Source organism: Pseudomonas sp. TREG-RG-20F-10-E-6-01, assembly GCF_022662455.1.
Taxonomy (GTDB): Bacteria; Pseudomonadota; Gammaproteobacteria; order Pseudomonadales; family Pseudomonadaceae; genus Aquipseudomonas.
Genome location: NZ_JAKNQP010000009.1, coordinates 154595 through 172485, shown reverse-complemented (window position 1 = coordinate 172485; position 17891 = coordinate 154595). Strand labels below are relative to the sequence as shown.

Here is a 17891-nt window from a genome sequence, read left to right as displayed (position 1 = left end):
CAAAGGGTGCCCCGTATTTCCCCGGCGGGCTCCGGGACTGAATACGATCGCCGAAGCGGATGACCGCTGTTGCCCTAGAGGCAACACTGGTCATCCGCCACCACGATCAGGTCGAGCACAAAACGGGAGCGAAATCCCACAGAAGAGAAGGCTCCGAACTCAATGAGTCCGACCGAGCTACCCGGAGCGAGTCGGTCTTGGGTCGCCATTGGCGATGATCCTGAGGCACTAAAGCAGAGAGGACTGGACGACGTCAAGGCAGCGCGTACACCGTTCTCATGATGATCATCCCATGGAACATCATGTGCGACGCGTATCCTTAACGATCGACACAGTACCCTTGCAGTCGGGGTATCGGGAGCATGACCAGAACAACCCTGATTTGCCCTTTCGCCTGAGCATTGATGCGTTGCAAATGGGGCAGGTCGGACCGGCTTCGATAGGCATGGCTAAAGTAAGTGAACCGCAGCGTGCGACCAACTGCGCAATCCAGTTCGCCTGCTTGGTGACGAATGCATCCAGCGACAGGCGTCCCGCTTCGATTTCGTCCAGGGCCTGTTCCCAGATCGCGGTCATACCTGGATCTGCGATTGCAGCGGGTACTGCCTCGATCAGGGTATGGGCCGCTGCGGAGGCCATCAAGGCGCGTTTTTTCTTCAGCAAATAACCGCGATCAATCAACCCCTTGATGATACCGGCTCGCGTGGCTTCGGTGCCGATACCGGTGGTGTCCCGGAGCTTCTGTCTCAGGCGTGGGTCGTTGACCAGCTTAGCCACATTTTTCATCGCCTTGATCAGATCGCCCTCGGTGAGCGGTTTGGGAGCGGCAGTGCGCATGGACTTGAGTTCGACGTTGTCCACTGCGCACTGAGTACCCTGTTGCAAGACGGGTAAGACTTGGGACTTGTGACTGGGCTCATCCTCCTCGGTGTTTTCGTAGAGCAAGCCTTTCCAGCCCTGGACCAGGATCTGTTTGCCAACAGTGGTCAATCGCTCTTCGCCACACTCCAGTTCTACCTGGGTTCGATCAAACTCATGATGCGGAAGAAATTGCGCGAGGTAGTGGCTACGGATCAGTTCGTAGACATTGCGCTCTTGTTCGGACATCCGCGCAAGGTTCGCCGGCTCGTTGGTGGGGATGATGCCGTGGTGGGCGGTGACCTTGGCATCGTTCCATGCCCGTGAGCGCAACGATCGATCGAGGCTTGCGAGTGCGGGCCGCAGTGTGGGATCCGTTTTGAGCAGAGCATCGAATACCGCGGGTACCTCGTCGAACATACTCTCTGGCAAATAGCGGCAATCGCTGCGCGGGTAGGTGGTGGCTTTGTGGGTTTCATACAGAACCTGGGCGATGTTCAGGACTTCCTGGACTCCGAGCCCCAACTTGCGCGAGCAGACTTCTTGCAGTGTGCTCAGGTCGAAGGGCAGGGGGGGCGGTTCGCGGGAATGCTCAGTCTGCAGCGAGAGTACTGTGGCGGTCTTACCGCTAGAGATCGCTTCGACCGCGTGACGGGCAAGCGTCTGATTCAGGCAACGACCGGCCTCATCTCGTCCTGAGCTCGGTGGTAACCACGATGCAATGAATTGTTGCCCCGTTGAGGACAGATGCACATCCACGTCCCAGTAGGGCACCGAGAGGAAGCCGGCAATCGCACGATCCCGATCGACCACCAAGCGCAAAGTGGGTGTCTGGACGCGTCCAACCGACAATACACCGCCATAGCCCGCTCTCCGACCAAGAAGGGTAAACAAACGACTGAGGTTCATGCCGATCAACCAATCGGCGCGGCTGCGGGCTAGGGCTGAATGATAGAGCGGGAAGGTCTCCTGACCAGACTTCAGCGAGGACAATGCTTTGCGAATCGAAGCCTCGTTGAGTGCGGACAACCAGAGGCGCTTAACGGGACCTCGATACTTGCAGAGCTCCAATAACTCCCGGGCAATCATCTCACCTTCGCGATCGGCGTCGGTGGCGATGACAACACTGGAGGCTTCACTCAGCAGGTGTTTGATGATTTTGAACTGCGCGGCAGTCTTAGGTTTGACCTCGACCTGCCACTGCGCGGGAAGGATCGGTAGATGATCCAACGACCAGTTCTTGTATTGAATGCCATAGGCTTCAGGCGGGGCCGTCTCCAGCAGGTGGCCGATACACCATGTGACGGTGGTCTCGGGTCCGATCAGACAGCCATCACCACGCCGAGTGGCCCCGAGTACCTTGGCGATGTCCCGGCCCTGGGAAGGTTTTTCGCAGAGGAAGAGACGCATAGAACTGCTCCGGATTTGGTTCGGAGCAGCGTTGTTGGAAACAGCAGTTGCGAGATATGAGAAACCTGAATGGCAGGTTCCTCATATTTAGTCGGTGAGGGCAGGCTTGTATGGTCCGAGGTTGCTGTCTGATTCTAGTCTGGATAACAGGGATGGGTCTTCACGAGCAGCGAGTAATAACACGCCAGCAATTTCGCGCAGAGGCGCAATTTTTATGCCTGAAGTCTGTCAGGGCGTAGGTGGTTGCCCTCTGCGTTTCTTGGGTTTCGACGCCGGTGAGCTGGCCTGCTCTGTATTTTGCCCGGCGTGTATCGCAGATGCCGCCGGTTCACTGGACCGTTCCCGCATGACCACGCTGTGCACCCGGTGAGGCAGGATGCCGACTCGACGGGCCTCGATCTTGAAGGTCACCCGCGCATTGTCTTCGCTGTCCTCCCACTCATCGCGCACGGTACGGCCTTCGACCAATACACGCATGCCTTTCTGGTACAGCGTGTTCCAGTGTTCAGCCTCGCGGTGCCAGAGCTCAACTGGCGCCCAATAGCCACCTCGATCTTCATAGCTGCCCTCGCGTGGCACGGGGTTGTCGAAGTACACATTCAGCCGTAGCAAACGCCGTGGCTCGTCATTGCCTGATGGGAACTCCTGAAACTCTGGCGCACTGCCGATGTTGCCTTCGCCGACAAAAAAAGTACTCATCCTGATACCTCCACTGCGGTTGTGAGTTGGCGCAGTAACCGTTCGGCACTGGCCATTTTGATCGCGCAGGTTGAGGCCTGGCGGTAAAGCGAATGCACCACACTCATCTGTAGGTTCAGTGCAATGCGATCGCATTCGAAACGGTGCAATCCTTGGCGTACGGCCTGCTGTAGGGTTTGGTTGCGGACCTGGCGTTCCCAGACCGCAACCCCCATACGGGCAAAATCACGGGTGCGCCAACGCAAAAAGGTGCTGCCAGCGCTGGTGTTCTGCAGCACCAATCGAATATCCAGCAGTGAGTAAGGGGGCTGTCCGGCTTGCTGCACAACAGCCTCCATCAGGTGACATAACTGCGCCTCGATTTCCCTCGCCACCTGCGCCAGGTGCTCCAACTCCCCCTTACCCTTAAAGGGTTTTAAAAGGCCTTTTAGGGAGGCAGCGTGTTCGAGCTGTCGATAGGCATCCGGTGTCAACGCTTCGAAGGGCATTGGTTGGACCAGGATCATGGGATTCATGCTTCGTCCTCCGGCTCATCCGCTGTCGCAGAGGGCTCTCTCGCTTCCTCTGCCAACGCGTCAGCGTCATCCACCGCCACAGCACCACGATGAATGATTGTCGGCGCGAACTGGGAGCGGCGATGCCCCTCCAGGATGTCCATCGGGGGCAAACCCAATTTCTCGATGGCCGCCAGAGCACGGGCGTTGTTCGCCGCCATGTCATCACGCGTGACGCCAGCATGCCGATAGCGCTGGGCTTGGCCGAACAGGCTGCGCAGCAAATGGGCGCCGTCGTCGATCCAGGCTTCCATGTCGATGCGGCCGATTAGGGCGGTGTGATGGGCCAATAGGGTACGGCGCACCAGGGTGTCGTAGTCGGTCAGCAGGTAGACGGCCAGAAAACCCAGCTGGCTGCCAATGTACAACGGCAAGGTGACGGGGTGGATGTTGAGGTTGTCGCCCATGTCGATCTGTGTCGGCAGGTCCTGCCTGATCCGATCCAGCTGAAGGGTCAGTTCCAGCATCCCAGTTTTGGCCTGCATCAGTTTTTCTTCTAGTTGCACGATGGCCCAGTCGGCATAGGGATCGTCCTGGGCCGCGGTTTGCTTGATCAGGTTGGTGACACTGATGTAGCCGGCCATGCCCATGATCGAGTGGACACCTTCGCGTGCGGTTCGACCTTGCCAGATACGGGCGGCGTGGTGAGTGTGTAGGGTCAGGGTGATGCTGCTGCGCAATGAGCCTAGGTTGAGTTGATAGTGATCGGCCACGGTGTTGTCCTCGCATAAGCTTGGGCAAGATCATTGCGACGGATGATGGTCAAGGGCAGCCAAAAAGCTGAATGAGGTCTGTTCGGTTTGGTTTGAGAGGGTTAATTTCGTAGACGTTCGCGAGTGACGCCGGTGGAATTATTTCCAGGGATGGCGATGGCCGTATCGGTCGGACTGCGCAGGTTCGGCTCTTTGCGGTCTCACAGTAGAACTCAGTAGATTTGATGCCACTGGCATCAAATCTACTGACGTCCAGAGCGTTTGCCGCGCAATTGGCGTAGCTCATTCAGGCACGCTTGGGCGAGGGCGGATGCGGGTTCTCCCTGTTTTCGGGAGGGGCGTGCCGTTGGGGGCGATTCTGCAATGGGTGAGGGCTCTGTCTGACCTGCCCAGGGACGAAAATCGCCTCTCAGTGCGCGCTGGATCAGGCCCATCAGATACGCCGCTGGCTTGCGGATGCCTCCTGCCGTACAGCGTGCACCCGCTTCGTTGAGCACCGCCTGACGATCCGCTGGTTTGAGTTTGTTCAGCGCCACGGCGACGGCCTGACGCTCGCTTGGACTCAAGTGCAGCGGATCGGGCCAGTGCAGGTTATCCACCACCGGGGTCGCGCGCGGTACAGTACAAATACTTTCTTTTAATACAGTACAGGCGGCGTTCGGATTCCGAACGGTGCCGGGAACACTGGCGTTCAAGCCCGGTTCGGATTCCGAACGAGAGCCTGCACGATTCCGAACGAGGTGATCTTCCCCCAGTTCGGAATCGTGTAGAGCGTCATCGGTTGCTTGATCCAAGACTTGCTGCGTCCAGTGGTTACTCCAACTGTCGAACCGCGTCGGTAGTCGACCCTGATCGAAATCCGTGTCTTGGCGGATTTCTTCCAGAATGTGCTGGGCGACAATACGCACCGCCTTGGTGTTATGACTGAGGCAATGTCCGACCAGCTCCAGGTAATCCTGATCCAGCTCCATGGCTTCGGTGGGGGTTAACGGCTCATCGTGCAGAACGTACAGAGAGCCTTGCAGACGTCCGCTGACTTGATCGCGTCCGCGACTCACTAAGCTGAGCCAGCGGGTTAGTCTGAGCATCGTTAAGACGCGAGCGATGGTTTCACGGGAGGCTGACCCACCGTAAGGCACGCTCGATAGGTAAGGCTGCAAATCTTCATAGCGCGGCGTGACCACGCGCTGGCCCTGCAGCATCAGTCGAAACACCTGCCAGGCATTACGTTCCAATGGCGTCAGCCGATTATCCAACAACAGTCGACGCGGAACGACTTCGTGTGATTGGCCACTGAACAGAAAGCCAGCTTGCAAGGCTTGGTTGGAGGGTTGTTCGGTGATAGGGCGTGCGGGCCAGCGTTCACTCAGCTGCTGGGTGCATTGCTGCAGGACACGCTGCCAGCGGCTGGAAGGGGCAGTGTTCATGTGCCGTTGCTGTACTGATCTATCTGTTGCCATACGATGGTCAAGCTGATCTGTTGCTCCTCCGCCAGCATCATCATGGCGTCGAGCTGATCCGCGACGCCGTGCTGAGCGCGTAGCTGACACCAACGCTGCCAGAGTGCATGTTCCTGCGCTTCGCTCAGATGTTGAGGGCGGCCCTTACGGGTTTCTATCTTGAGCAGGCGTCGGCGCAGGGCGGTTTCCGAATGCCCCAAGCCGAAGTACTGATACATGATGGTGCTGCTGGCGCCGAGCTTGAGCGCTCGGTTGATCAAGCGCTCGTTCTGCTCGTCGCGTTCTGCTTGCTCGATCAACCGATGCAGCACCGGCGAGTCAATCTTGACCTCAACCCAGGGGACGGTGGCATGGGCCAGACGCGACAGGGTGGTGGGTGGTAAGGATTGCAACAGGTAGATGTCGTCCTCATCCAGTCCGAGTGCCTTGCAGCGTTGCAGATTACCCAGGCGCAGCTCATGCAGCACCTGGGTCAGCATGGCCTGGTTGAGCACATTGAAGGACAGGTTCATGGCAACTCCTTCGGTGGGTCGTTTTCAGAGGGAAGCGTTAAGTCGATCAGGCGACGAGCCAAGCGGATCAGACGATACAGCTTGATTATCAAACCGTCGGGCAGTCGCTCCAGTCCCATATCCACGGCCGGACGATCTGGCAGCGGGATTTGGTAGACCCCCAGTAACAATTGGCCGAACAAAGCCGAGGGTAGTTGTTTGCGATCCTCCCAGTTCACGTCGTCTTGAGCGCGCAATAGGGCCAGGAGCAGTAGGTGAACGCCGGTCGCGCGAGGTGTCGTTAGATCAACTTGCTCGATGCTCAGGGCGAAGCCCAAGCCAAGCTGCTGATCGATGATGCTCTCAGGATGTCCGGCATAGGTCGCCATTTCCCGCGCGAGTGTGGCTATAGCCGAACGCAGTTCTTCGGGGCTATCCAGTGCTGGTGCGATGGTCCAGATGTCGTCGATCGATGCTGCTTCGGCGGATGTCTCACGATCGATCTGTTCGCGAATCTGTTGAACACGTGAGGGAGGGCTGAGCGCTGATACGGCATTCATCTCAGGCGGTGTGAGCAGCTCCTCTCGAGCGGTTTCGGTCTGGGTTCTGGTCTCGGCTGATTGGGGGGGGGACTCGGAGGAGAGAGGTCCTGCCGCGGCTTCATCATCGCTCAGCAGATGGTTGTTTTCTCGAGGCGTGGTGACGACAACTTCAGGCGTCGGGATGACTCGTTGGGTATCGCTCAGCTCTAGGGCCAACATGCGGTAGGACTGTCCGAGCAAGCGGCTCATGCGTTCGAGCAGTTCATCCTGGATCTGCTCAAGATTGAATGACTCGGGGTCGGCATCAAAGTAGCCCAGAGTGTCGAGCCAAAACTCGGCGAACGCGATGGCGGCGGTTGGATAACGGTTCCAGGTTCGTTGTGCCTGGCTCCGCAGACCGATCAGGCGTTCGATCTGGGGCTTACCCAATCCGGCATACAGAGTTTGCGGAATGGCGGGCAGTAAGTGTTCGAGGGTGTCGAACATTCGACTGATGTGCGACTGAGAAATTGGGTAGCCTCCAGCTGCAAGACGTCGTGCCAGTTCACGTTGCGAGAGCACATCTCCATCTGCTTCGAGCATCGACTTGAGTTTGATCACGGCCAAAGCACGTTCAATGAAAGTGAGTTGGCCGTGCAAATCGCTTTCGGCCAGGTGGCCGAGTAAGGCGGTCATTTCATTGGTCCAGGGTCGGAACAGGCAATGAATCCGATAGAAGCGCTCGTCACGGGTTTCGTGCCAGAGTTCGCCGAGAATTGCCAAGCGCGTATTACCGCCGTTGCGGATGATGAAATAGGTTTCTCCCGGACGGCGGGTAATTGGCGGTGGTTGATCCAGCCCGCGTTCACGGATTGAGGCCTTGATATCGTTATACAGCGGATTACGGATGAAGCGCGGGTTGTGTTCGTAGGGTCGCAACTGCTCCAGAGTGACCAGCATGGGCGTGTCGATGAGTGGATCGGACAGCCGCTTCAGTTCTGGGCCCCGAGGGAAGTGGTCCTGGTGCAGCTTGTCGGTGATCTCCTCCTGACTAAGTTTCTTCATCTGAACAACCTCTGTTAACGCCGATTGCGCAAATGATCACCGACCTCGAACTTGACGATCTCGGCGGTGCCGGAACCTTCGAAATGTTGGGAGAGTTCTGCGAGGAACCAACCCATGGCCGAGCGCCCACCCTGCAGGCGAAAGACCACGGTGCAGTACTCCTCGCAAGGTGGCTGATGTGGTCGAATGGATGGTTGAACGATGATAGGAAGCTGATCCAACATCAAAAGACTCCTTGCCAAACGCTGTTGGCATCTAGGTCGATAAAAATGACGTGGCGAGAAGTTCCGGCTTGGTGTTTCGCCTCATCGAACCTCCGCGCACCTGCTCACCGTAGAGATCGCCTCGCGCCATTCCGGAAACAACTCGATGGCCAGCGCTTGCATAGTTTCCAGCGCTGATGGCGAGCGTCGTTCGCGTGACTGGCGCGTCTCGATTCGATGGGCCGGTAGGCCGAGGGAGGCGGCATTGAGGTATGCCACGCGGTCTGGAACTACGGTTTCTAGAACTAATATGTTGGTCGCCCCAGCGAAAGTCTCACGCAGACCACGGATGATCATCCGTGTGTCCACCCGGATGCTATTTACCTGATTCAGCAGCAGTCGCAGCGGTGGGGGTGTAATGCCCAGGTGACGGAATGGTTCGAGCTCACTGAACAGTTTCAAGGTGCCGCGGCGCAGTTCGCGGGCGGCGAGCATTTCCGGTGTAATGGGGGAGAGGGCGATATCGCAGGCGAGGATGGCCATCTCCAGCAGCACGCTACGCGCGCCTTGAGTGTCGATCAAAAGCAGGTCGTAACGGGGGCGGAAATCATCGAGCAAATTGCGCAGCCGTAATCGCCCGTCAGGGGCGTGCAGTAGTAATGTATTCAACTGGCCCTGAGCGTCGTTGGAGACGATCATGTCGAGCCCTGTAATCACCGTCTTGGAAATAATCTGTGCAGGAGTTGTCAGGTTGAATGCAATGAGCTCGTACGCACCAGCAACAGCTTTCTGGCTCAAAGCGTAATAGCTGGAGAGGGTGGGTTGGCTATCCAGATCGAGCAGCAGGACGCGTAGGCCAGCATCCGCCAGCAAACCGCCGAGATTGGCCGCCACCGTGGTTTTGCCTACACCACCGTTGGTGGAAATCACCGATACCACACGCATGGCATCAGGCCCTATGACCTAAACGCTCAACGACCCACCGCTCGATCTCCACTGAGTCCCAGCCAACAGCGCGCAACCCAATACGCTTAGCCTGAGGGAACTTCCCTTCTTTCATCAAGTTGTAGATGTGCGCCCGTTTGAAACCGGTTTTTCGTTCGACTTCTTCGCGCCGCATGATGTGGCGTTCGATCTGTGGTTGAGGTGTTTCAACTGTGGATGAGGATTGGCTGGACATGCTGGTCACTCCTGGCGCAGATTGATGCGTGGTGGCAAGTGACCTGAATTGAATAGCAGAAATAGGGGAAAGTCATTCCACTGCAATCGTTGGGATTGCAGTGCAATATTTCAGTCTATCTATTCCGGTTAAGGCTGCGATTGGCAGCGGCGAATTTTTCATCCAACGTTCGTTTGCTGAGGCCTGGCTTATCCTTATAGCGTGCGATAATGGCATCGACGATCGCTGCTTGATTTTTGAATAAGGAGAGGGGCTTTCCGGCGGGCGAATGATCTAAGAAAAGGCTCACCAACGCTCCGATGATGTTGTGATAGGTCAACTCGCTACGCTCGCTGAGTTGCCCGTTTGTTTCGGCCAAAGCTTTGAGCCCATCTCTTTCAAATCCAATTGACTCGAGATCTGCCAAGACTTCTTGAAGGTGACGCTGCTGTACTGTCAACTCCCTCGATAACTCATCTCGATCTGCTTTCAATGATAGAAAAGTTCCGAGACTGACCTTAGCAGGTGCGTCCTCACCGGACTCGAATAAAAATACAGGCTTATGGTCCGGGTAATGAGTCTCCATCCAACGACGTAAGTCTGAATGGCGGATGGTTAGCTGGAAGGGCTCTACATAGCTTCCCAAAGGAACAGAAATACCGAGGCAGCCATAAGGCAGATCCCCGTTCCGCACCGCGTCATAAATTTTTTCGGTAGTTGCGCAAAGGCCAGGCCATTGAGGAAACAGAGCCGCGAGTTCTTCTGGGCGTGACCAAGCAGCTTGCATAATCTGTGTTTCATAATGGATTAAATTGCACCAGCGCAACGCCGCATCTATGGGGCGATAAAAGACCTTAGCTTGTGGGTTGAAAACATAAGCGGACATGTTCGGACGCACCTCCATTTAAACTGGATAGGCCTCCCGTGGAATATCTGTTCATCAACCCAACTTACAGCAGCGGCTGATTTACTCAACTTTGTCACTCGGTGAGGTCATTCCATTTGACTGAAATTCAACATGATAATCATGCATGCTTGTTTAATGTGCCATCACTCGGTGGGACGAAAAGTTTTCGCCATCGATTTACGATTTACGATCTGCGACTCTAGATATTTAGAATTGATGCGGCTGCGATTGAGGTGCAGTGGTATTGAATATTTGGAAAAATGGTTTTTGCGCTAGAAGTAAGCAGTAGTGAGCCAGATGTCAATGAGGCAGCAAAACTACTGGGCTATGACTACGTCAGATTGGTAAGGGGGATTGGGAGGAGGAGAGCTGCATGGGCTTACAACCTGATCATTTAATGGCATCCCCTATACTAGGGTCGGTTCAGCCTCGAAAACGTGCCATCAAGCATGTGACATCTGCATCTTTCCGAACGTTTACGGCCCGAGTATCAAGTCGCTTGTCTTTCGAAAGCTGTAATTTAACCTTGTACGCATGTCACGGAAAACACGCGCGAAGCAGAAATTCAGCATTAAAGTATTACTTGAAATTAAGCGGCGTATTGTTTGTGATTGGTCTCGATAGTCCGTCCGCATCCGGATGCTCCTACTTCAACAAAAGCGTGCGTCGTCCGACAGCGAGGCGCACAGGTTGAGAGTTCGTGGGGGGGGCTTACCTTCGCCGTTCATGGCCAGTTATACCTTCTGGAGCAGTCGTTGATCATTCATTAAAGGTTGGCCCGGGCACGCCACGCGGGGGGACGCATCACCAGTTCATGCTTGGCGTGGATCACTGCATGATGTTGAGCTTTTGGCCAACGCGTATACGACATGATGCCTTTTTCCTTATGCGGAAATTGTGGCTTTTGGGGAATTTTCGCAGCGTTGCGACGGCGCGGCAACACCCTCGTTGCACGGGTTCATACAAGTGGCGCCCGGTAATTGAGCTGAAGTGATTACATAGGCACGCAAGGCACAAATGATGTTACTTCTCATTTGAATTGACTGTCAGTCAGTCAGTGAATAGAATTTGCCTCCCAGTCCGCTTGACGCCGTGTAAAAAATGAACAACTGGCCGCTGATTCATCCCTCTCCAAGCTCGAAACCCAACCACTTTCGCCGCACCGCTCAGCAGTGCGCGGTGATCGCCTCTGCGCTAACCCTGTGCGCTTATCAAATGGCTCACGCTGATGACCTTGCGCAGCGCACGACCGAGAATGATCCAATCCCACCCGTTGCAGGTGTGCTCACCTTGCCGGCCACCAGTGTCACTGGGGTGAGCACGAAGGGAGGGGAGTCTGGTCTCGTACATGGCTATGTTGCGGAGCAATCCGGGCTGGGCACCAAGACCGACACTTCGATCCTGGAAATTCCTCAATCCGTGTCGGTAGTCACGCGCGAACAGATGGATACCCAGCAAATAAAAACCACCAGTCAGGCGTTGCGCTATACGGCAGGCGCCAATAGCGAAAAATACGGGGCCTTCGGAGATCAGCTCGACTTCACAAAAATCCGCGGCGTCGAAGCCGATTACTATTTGGACGGGTTGCGCTTAATCAGTAACCCTGGCAGTTGGTCGCCCCAGGTCGATCCCTACACACTGGAGCGTGTCGAAGTATTGCGAGGACCGTCGTCCTATCTTTATGGACAATCAACCGGCGGAGGCATAGTCAACCAGGTAACTCGCAAGCCCCAAGAGGTGGAGTCGCATGAGGTCACGACACAATTTGGCAGCTTCGATCGTACGTTTCTTGGCGTGGATTCAACCGGTCCAATCGACAGTGACAGGACGCTGCTCTATCGCTTTACCGCGACAGGGTTGAAGGCGAATGACCAGATCGAAGATGTACGCCACAAGCGGCTCTATCTCGCGCCTTCGCTGACGTGGCAGCCGACGGAGCAAACCTCTTGGACTGTCCAGCTTGTTCACTCTCGGGAGCCCGAAATACCGAACTACAACTCTTTGCCGGCTAACCTGCTTGGGCTGAATAAAAGTCCCTATCCATCAATAGATCGGGACAGGAACTACCGGGATATGTCGTTTGATGACTCGTCCCGCGAACAAAATTACATCAGCTCCAACTTCACCCACTCGTTCGACAATGACTGGAAGGTGACGAGCACTATGCGCTACATGCATATCGCCTCGGATTTGCAAAGAAGCGTTGTCTACGGGTATTCGGTGGTCAACGGGAAGCCACTGCTAAAAAACACTTATGAGATTTCCCCTTCCAGTTCCAATACGTTCTCGATGGACAACTATGTCAGTGGCAGCCTCCAGCTAGGGCCTACTAAGCACGACGTTATCGTGGGTGCCGATTTTGCCTCGGGCACTGTAAGCAGTGCCCTCTATAGCAGTGGCCCTTATCTTGTTGACCCCTACGGCTCGGACTATCGCCCGCATGTCAAACCAGACTTCACGGCAAGCCGCGCAGCACCTTGGTCCGAGAAGCAGGAGTTCGATCGCTTGGGCCTCTATGTACAGGATCAGATTTCTTATGACCGATGGCGTCTGACGTTGGGCACACGCTACGATAAATCCGAAACAGACGACGTGACGCGAAGTTATTCCCCTACTTCGGTCTCCACCAGGATGAACAACGGGAAGTGGTCGGGGCGTACAGGCCTGAGTTTCCAGTTTGACAACGGCATTTCTCCCTATGTGAGCTATGCCACGTCTTTTAATCCGTTGATAGGCAGCGGTTACAACGGGAGTGCTTTCGTCCCGACTGAAACGACACAATCGGAGATAGGCATCAAGTTTCACCCCGCCGACTCCAGAACATTGCTGACGGCCGCCATTTACAATCTGGAACAGACCAACGTCAAAACCGCCGATGCGGCCCATCTGGGGTTCAATACCCAGGCGGGCAAGGTGCGCAGCCGTGGTGTCGATCTTTCAGCCACTGCCGAGCTGGTCGAAAATCTTAATCTGCTTGCCAGTTACAGCTACCTGGATAACGCCTTGGTCCAGGATACGACCTACCAAGGCAACAGCCTGACACAAACCCCCCGACACAGCGCTGCCCTGTGGCTTGATTACCTCATAGGGCGCGGATCTTTGTCCGGCCTGAAAATCGGAGCAGGCTCGCGTTACCTGGGCGCGTCGTACGGCGATCCAGCTAACACGTTCAAAGTTCCGGCGGTCACGCTTTTTGACCTGGCGTTGAACTATGAGCTTGGTTCAATTGCGCCTTCGCTTGAAGGCGCTTCGCTGGCGCTCAATGTCAGCAACCTGACTAACAAGGAATACGTCGCAAGTTGTACCTCGGCCATGTATTGCTTTGTCGGGCAGGATCGTACGGCCACCACTTCTCTCACTTACCGTTGGTGAGCCAAATGGGCGATGTTCTGTATTCAAGGCGCCGTGTTCTGGGGCGCCTGATGGCGGCTGGAATGTTGATCAGCCTTTCTCGAAGTCTCACCGCTGCGCCCGCACGTGTGTCATTCAAGGATGTTGCTGACCGTAATGTACACATAGATCGACCTGTGAGGCGGGTGCTGCTGGGGGACGGCACGCTGGCTTACGTCTTGGCGGTGCTGCTTCCGGACCGGCCATTTGCTGACGTTGTGGGTTGGGGCGAGAACTTCAAGGCTGCGGACCTGGATGGCTATCGGGCATATCTGCGGAAGTTTCCCGAGATGGGCCGCATTCCATCGTTTCCAGCCGCGACGCTCGACTCCATTGGTAGCGAATTAGCGATTTCGTTGGCGCCGGACGTGGTGATCATGAACCTCAGTTCAAAGGCCGCCGCCGAGTCGTCGGGCCTGATGGCAAGGTTGACGCAGGTGGGCATTCCGATCGTGTTCGTGGATTTTCGCACCCGGATGTTTGATAACACCTTGCGAAGCCTGCAGATCCTCGGCGCACTGCTTGGGCGAGCCGAGCGTGCCAGCGAATTTCTGCGTTTTCGCCAAGAGCAGATCGAACGTGTCACGTTGCCATTGGAAAACGTTCAAGCACGGCCTCGTGTCATGGTCGAGCGCGCTGCAGGTCTGTATGACGACTGCTGCCTGACGTACGGCGAAGGCAATTTCGGTGAGCTTGTCACAGTCGCCGGAGGTGACAACCTCGGCTCTCACTTCCTGCGCAGTACGTTCGGTACCTTGCATCCCGAGCAGGTTATCGCCAGCGACCCGGATGTCATCCTGGTGACCGGCGCAAATTGGTCGCTTTATTCACCTGCGGGAGACTGGGTCAACCTCGGGCCCGGCGCCGACCCCGCGCAAGGGCTCGCGCGTTTGCGACGGTTGATGCGTCGGCCGGCTTATCGCTCACTGTCGGCGGTGAGGGCGGGAAGGGTCCACGCTATCTGGCATCCCTTCTATGACAATCCGTACTACTTTGTCGCATTGCAGCGGATAGCAAAGTGGCTTCATCCCGAACTCTTCGCATCGCTGGATCCGGACGCGACGTTTCGCGAGTTCCACGCGCGTTTTCTTCCGGTTCCTTATCAACCCGGTTATTGGCTGAGCCTGGATGGAGCATCATGATGACGAAGCCAGCCATCGGCACACAGGCCGAACTCACCCGTGGGCGGAGCCTATACAGCCGCCTTGCGAAACGCCGCTTGAGCATGATCGTCGGCATTAGCCTGCTTATCCTTGTGTTTTTCACGATCGACCTTTCCATCGGCCCGGCGCATTACAGGTTGATGGAGCTGCTGTCCGTCTTGATGCAAGACGCGTCGTCGAGCCAGGTGAGCGTGATACTTTGGGACATTCGACTACCCGTGGCGCTATCGGCTCTGGTCGTCGGTGCGAGTCTGTCGATTGCGGGTTTGCAAATGCAGACAGTGCTCGGTAACCCGCTGGCGAGCCCGTTCACCTTGGGCTTGTCGGCCGCGGCGAGCTTTGGCGCCGCACTCGGTCTGATATTGGGTGTAAGCGTTCTGCCTGCTTCGGCTGTCGCCTACGCCATCCCCGTCAATGCGTTCCTCGTTTCGATGGCAGCGGCGTTGTTCATTCATCGCCTGAGTCGCAAACGCGGTATCACCACCGAAATGATCATATTGCTGGGCACGACCCTGGTCTTTACGTTCTCGGCGCTGCTGGAGGCGCTGCAGTACATCGGCCCCGACCAGGCACTGTCTGCTGTCGTGTTCTGGACAATGGGCAGTCTTTCGCGTGCTACGTGGCCCAAGCTCGGCATCATGAGCGTCATTCTCGTGATCGTATCGTTTACGTTCGCCCGCCAGTCCTGGGCATTGACGGCATTACAACTTGGAGAGGCCCGGGCGACGGCTTTGGGGATTCCCGTAGCGCGCCTGCGCTTACGCGGCATTCTGCTCAGCAGTCTGCTCGCCTCTATCTGCGTCTCTTTTGTGGGCACCATCGGGTTCGTCGGTTTGGTGGGGCCGCATATTGCCCGAATGCTGGTAGGCGAGGACCAGCGCTTTCTCCTTCCGGCCTCTGCGCTATGTGGGGCATGCATGCTGTCGGCGGCCTCGGTACTGAGCAAATCGCTGGTCGCGGGGCAAACCCTGCCGATTGGAATAGTGACCTCCCTGGTGGGCGTGCCCTTGTTTTTTGCGTTGATTCTGCGAGCGAAGACGCGATGACTGCCTTGCTCAACATCGCGGACGTGTCGGTAGCCTTCGACGGCCATATGGTATTGCAGAACGTCAGCTTCGGGCCGATGGCGGCGGGTAGCATCACGGCGCTGCTTGGTTCGAACGCTGCCGGTAAATCCACGCTGCTGCGCCGGATTGCGGGCGAGTTGGGTGGCGCAGGCACCGTGACGGTGGCAGGGCAGGCTGTCGAGACCTGGTCCATTCATCATCGCAACCGCCCCGCACACGTCCCCCAGGATATTTCCATGAACTCCTCGCTGAGAGTGTTTGAAGCAGTGCTGCTTGCGAGCAAGCAGGGCAGCGGCTGGGGCGTTGAGGGCAGTGAGTTGGATGCGGTCACCCGTATGCTCCAGACGCTGGAGATCAACGTGCTTGCTGACCGCGAGCTAGCCGCGTTGAGCGGCGGCCAACGGCAACTGGTATCGATCGCCCAGGCAATGATCCGCGCACCCAGTGTCTTGTTGCTGGATGAGCCGACAAGCGCATTGGATTTGCAAAACCAGTTCGATGTGCTCGATTTATTGCGTCGGTTGGCGCGAGCGCGCTCGATGTGTGTCGTCATGGCCATTCACGACATCAATCACGCATTGCGCTTCGCGGACCACGTGGTGGTCCTTCATCAAGGGCGGGTGCATGCCACCGGCCGCCCCCTTGATGTCCTGACACCGGCGTTGCTGGAAAAAGTCTACGGCGTACGAGCGCGCCTCGAATACTGCTCGCAAGGGGCTCCATTCCTGATTGTGGATCGGTCTTTGCGAGCACGGAACTCCATGACGAGCACCCTGTAATGACCAGACCACTCAAGCAACTCATCCTGTTGGCCATGCCCAGCATTCATGCCGGCGCTTGGCGCTATCCGGGTGCCATACCCGACTTCCACAGACGCTTCGAGCACATGAAGTGGTTCGCCAAAACCCTTGAGAAGGGGCGGTTTGATGGGCTTTTTCTGCCTGACTCACTTGCAGTTCGCGCAGGTTCCGTCGACACGCTCATGCGCAGTTCTAGCGTGGTTACGCTTGATCCATTGACGCTGCTTCCGGCGTTGGCGGCAGTGACGCGGCACCTCGGGTTGATCGCAACCGCCAGTACGACCTATAACGAACCATACATGCTCGCACGCCGCCTGGCCTCACTGGATGTCATCAGTGCCGGCCGGGCCGGGTGGAATCTAGTCACGTCGAGTAATCCGAACGAGGCCGCCAACTTCGGCGTGCAGTCGCACCTGGAGCATGGCGCACGGTACGACCGCGCCCGAGAGTTCTCGCAGGTGATGGAGGGGCTGTGGGAAAGCTGGGAGGCGGATGCGTTCTGCATGGATGCAGCCAGTGGCGTCTACTTTGATCCCGCCAAGCTGCATACGCCTAATCACCAAGGCCCTCACTTCGCAGTGAAAGGCCCGCTCAACGTAGCGCGGCCGGTTCAGGGGCGTCCCGTGATAGTACAAGCCGGTGCATCCGAAGCGGGGCGGCAGATTGCGGCAGAGACGGCCGAAGTCATTTTTACGTATCAGACCGATCTTGCATCGGCCCAGGTTTGTTATGCCGACATGCGCTCACGAGCTGTGGCCGCAGGCCGCACGGATGCGGTGAAAATCGTTCCCGCAGTCCTTGTCGTATTAGGCGACACCCTTGAGCAGGCGCAACGCAAAAGATCGAGGCTGGATGAGCTGGTGGATGATCAAAGTTGCCTCGCGACGCTCTCCATTGCGTTGGGGCACGACATTTCTGCCTACGATCCGGCAGGCCCGCTGCCTGAAATACCCGAGAGCAATGCGAGCAAGAGCGGCCGTGATCGTGTGGTGCGGCTTGCAGCGCGCGAAAACTTGAGCATCCTTGCGTTGGCGAGGCGGGTCTGCGGTTACCAGGGGCTGGAAATGGTTGGAACCGCCGAAATGATCGTTGACCAGATGGCGCTGTGGCTGCAGCAGGAAGCCGCCGACGGCTTCAACGTCATGTTCTCCCATCTACCGGGAGGCGTGAGCGAGTTCGTGGCACAGGTCGTTCCACTCTTGCAGAAGCGCGGTCTACTCAGAAAGCGTTATGAAGGGCGTTGTTTCCGGGAAAACCTTGGCCTGGTCAAGCGGTAGCCGGACTTTTCTTTCGGCGCTACTTCAGGGGTTGTTGGGATGTTGGGTGAACGGTGCCCTTGCTAGGAACAAGGGCGCCCGCTCGTGCTGACGTCACTATTCGCCTTCAGTGTGAGACCTGTACGGATAGGCGAAAGGAAGAGCGCAAACTGCA

Annotated in this window: 16 protein-coding genes; 5 read left to right on the top strand and 11 right to left on the bottom strand. The window is 56.8% G+C overall.

The annotated features are described in order from the left end of the window. Window positions 1-300: 300 nt before the first annotated feature. The 11 genes from L8K08_RS23445 to L8K08_RS23400 all read right to left on the bottom strand — a co-directional run bounded on the left by L8K08_RS23445 (window position 301) and on the right by L8K08_RS23400 (window position 10019). Window positions 301-2268 carry a DNA topoisomerase III gene (locus tag L8K08_RS23445; protein WP_242200234.1) on the bottom strand — a complete coding sequence of 656 codons (1968 nt, stop codon included), beginning with the start codon at window positions 2266-2268 and terminating at the stop codon, window positions 301-303. Window positions 2269-2496: 228 nt separating this feature from the next. Continuing rightward, complete coding sequence (locus L8K08_RS23440) at window positions 2497-2967, bottom strand: single-stranded DNA-binding protein (RefSeq protein WP_242200232.1); 471 nt, start codon at window positions 2965-2967, stop codon at window positions 2497-2499. Beyond that, the gene (locus L8K08_RS23435; protein WP_242200230.1) at window positions 2964-3482 is read right to left on the bottom strand and encodes a DUF3158 family protein; all 519 of its coding nucleotides are present in this window, start codon (window positions 3480-3482) and stop codon (window positions 2964-2966) included. The genes L8K08_RS23440 and L8K08_RS23435 overlap by 4 nt, the downstream gene beginning before the upstream one ends. Then, a complete protein-coding gene (locus tag L8K08_RS23430; protein WP_242200228.1) occupies window positions 3479-4234 on the bottom strand; it encodes a PFL_4669 family integrating conjugative element protein in 756 nt (251 codons plus the stop codon). The genes L8K08_RS23435 and L8K08_RS23430 overlap by 4 nt, the downstream gene beginning before the upstream one ends. A 242-nt stretch (window positions 4235-4476) precedes the next feature. Then, on the bottom strand, window positions 4477-5661 hold the full coding sequence (locus tag L8K08_RS23425) for an STY4528 family pathogenicity island replication protein (RefSeq protein WP_242200226.1): 1185 nt from the start codon (window positions 5659-5661) through the stop codon (window positions 4477-4479). Then, complete coding sequence (locus tag L8K08_RS23420; protein ID WP_242200224.1) at window positions 5658-6206, bottom strand: DUF2857 domain-containing protein; 549 nt, start codon at window positions 6204-6206, stop codon at window positions 5658-5660. The genes L8K08_RS23425 and L8K08_RS23420 overlap by 4 nt, the downstream gene beginning before the upstream one ends. Continuing rightward, window positions 6203-7771: a ParB family protein gene (locus tag L8K08_RS23415; RefSeq protein ID WP_242200223.1), complete on the bottom strand. Its 1569-nt coding sequence runs from the start codon at window positions 7769-7771 to the stop codon at window positions 6203-6205. Before L8K08_RS23415 ends, L8K08_RS23420 begins: the two co-directional genes overlap by 4 nt. Window positions 7772-7785: 14 nt before the next feature. Further along, window positions 7786-7995, bottom strand: coding sequence for a hypothetical protein (locus L8K08_RS30370; protein WP_347341016.1), 210 nt, complete (start codon window positions 7993-7995; stop codon window positions 7786-7788). Window positions 7996-8076: 81 nt separating this feature from the next. Then, entirely contained in the window at window positions 8077-8919 is an 843-nt protein-coding gene (locus tag L8K08_RS23410; protein ID WP_242200222.1) for a ParA family protein, read from the bottom strand. Window positions 8920-8923: 4 nt separating this feature from the next. Further along, window positions 8924-9154 carry an AlpA family phage regulatory protein gene (locus L8K08_RS23405; RefSeq protein WP_161904306.1) on the bottom strand — a complete coding sequence of 77 codons (231 nt, stop codon included), beginning with the start codon at window positions 9152-9154 and terminating at the stop codon, window positions 8924-8926. 115 nt (window positions 9155-9269) lie between these two features. After that, entirely contained in the window at window positions 9270-10019 is a 750-nt protein-coding gene (locus L8K08_RS23400) for a hypothetical protein (protein WP_242200221.1), read from the bottom strand. Window positions 10020-11141: 1122 nt separating this feature from the next. Here L8K08_RS23400 and L8K08_RS23395 point away from each other — a divergent pair. Genes L8K08_RS23395 through L8K08_RS23375 form a run of 5 tightly spaced genes read left to right on the top strand, consistent with a single transcriptional unit; the run spans window position 11142 to window position 17737 of the window. Further along, window positions 11142-13412: a TonB-dependent siderophore receptor gene (locus L8K08_RS23395; protein ID WP_242200220.1), complete on the top strand. Its 2271-nt coding sequence runs from the start codon at window positions 11142-11144 to the stop codon at window positions 13410-13412. Window positions 13413-13417: 5 nt separating this feature from the next. Then, complete coding sequence (locus L8K08_RS23390) at window positions 13418-14572, top strand: ABC transporter substrate-binding protein (protein WP_242200219.1); 1155 nt, start codon at window positions 13418-13420, stop codon at window positions 14570-14572. Beyond that, entirely contained in the window at window positions 14572-15639 is a 1068-nt protein-coding gene (locus tag L8K08_RS23385; protein ID WP_242200218.1) for an iron ABC transporter permease, read from the top strand. The genes L8K08_RS23390 and L8K08_RS23385 overlap by 1 nt, the downstream gene beginning before the upstream one ends. Further along, window positions 15636-16439, top strand: a complete 804-nt coding sequence (locus tag L8K08_RS23380; RefSeq protein WP_242200217.1) for an ABC transporter ATP-binding protein — start codon at window positions 15636-15638, stop codon at window positions 16437-16439. Before L8K08_RS23385 ends, L8K08_RS23380 begins: the two co-directional genes overlap by 4 nt. Then, window positions 16439-17737: an LLM class flavin-dependent oxidoreductase gene (locus tag L8K08_RS23375; RefSeq protein WP_242200214.1), complete on the top strand. Its 1299-nt coding sequence runs from the start codon at window positions 16439-16441 to the stop codon at window positions 17735-17737. The genes L8K08_RS23380 and L8K08_RS23375 overlap by 1 nt, the downstream gene beginning before the upstream one ends. The last annotated feature ends 154 nt before the right edge of the window (window positions 17738-17891 follow it).

Coding starts and splice junctions, on each gene's coding strand:
- L8K08_RS23445 (WP_242200234.1), bottom strand. CDS start 2,268: ATGCGTCTCTTCCTCTGCGAAAAACCTTCCCAGGGCCGGGACATCGCC.
- L8K08_RS23440 (WP_242200232.1), bottom strand. CDS start 2,967: ATGAGTACTTTTTTTGTCGGCGAAGGCAACATCGGCAGTGCGCCAGAG.
- L8K08_RS23435 (WP_242200230.1), bottom strand. CDS start 3,482: ATGAATCCCATGATCCTGGTCCAACCAATGCCCTTCGAAGCGTTGACA.
- L8K08_RS23425 (WP_242200226.1), bottom strand. CDS start 5,661: ATGAACACTGCCCCTTCCAGCCGCTGGCAGCGTGTCCTGCAGCAATGC.
- L8K08_RS23420 (WP_242200224.1), bottom strand. CDS start 6,206: ATGAACCTGTCCTTCAATGTGCTCAACCAGGCCATGCTGACCCAGGTG.
- L8K08_RS23415 (WP_242200223.1), bottom strand. CDS start 7,771: ATGAAGAAACTTAGTCAGGAGGAGATCACCGACAAGCTGCACCAGGAC.
- L8K08_RS30370 (WP_347341016.1), bottom strand. CDS start 7,995: ATGTTGGATCAGCTTCCTATCATCGTTCAACCATCCATTCGACCACAT.
- L8K08_RS23410 (WP_242200222.1), bottom strand. CDS start 8,919: ATGCGTGTGGTATCGGTGATTTCCACCAACGGTGGTGTAGGCAAAACC.
- L8K08_RS23405 (WP_161904306.1), bottom strand. CDS start 9,154: ATGTCCAGCCAATCCTCATCCACAGTTGAAACACCTCAACCACAGATC.
- L8K08_RS23400 (WP_242200221.1), bottom strand. CDS start 10,019: ATGTCCGCTTATGTTTTCAACCCACAAGCTAAGGTCTTTTATCGCCCC.
- L8K08_RS23395 (WP_242200220.1), top strand. CDS start 11,142: ATGAACAACTGGCCGCTGATTCATCCCTCTCCAAGCTCGAAACCCAAC.
- L8K08_RS23390 (WP_242200219.1), top strand. CDS start 13,418: ATGGGCGATGTTCTGTATTCAAGGCGCCGTGTTCTGGGGCGCCTGATG.
- L8K08_RS23385 (WP_242200218.1), top strand. CDS start 14,572: ATGACGAAGCCAGCCATCGGCACACAGGCCGAACTCACCCGTGGGCGG.
- L8K08_RS23380 (WP_242200217.1), top strand. CDS start 15,636: ATGACTGCCTTGCTCAACATCGCGGACGTGTCGGTAGCCTTCGACGGC.
- L8K08_RS23375 (WP_242200214.1), top strand. CDS start 16,439: ATGACCAGACCACTCAAGCAACTCATCCTGTTGGCCATGCCCAGCATT.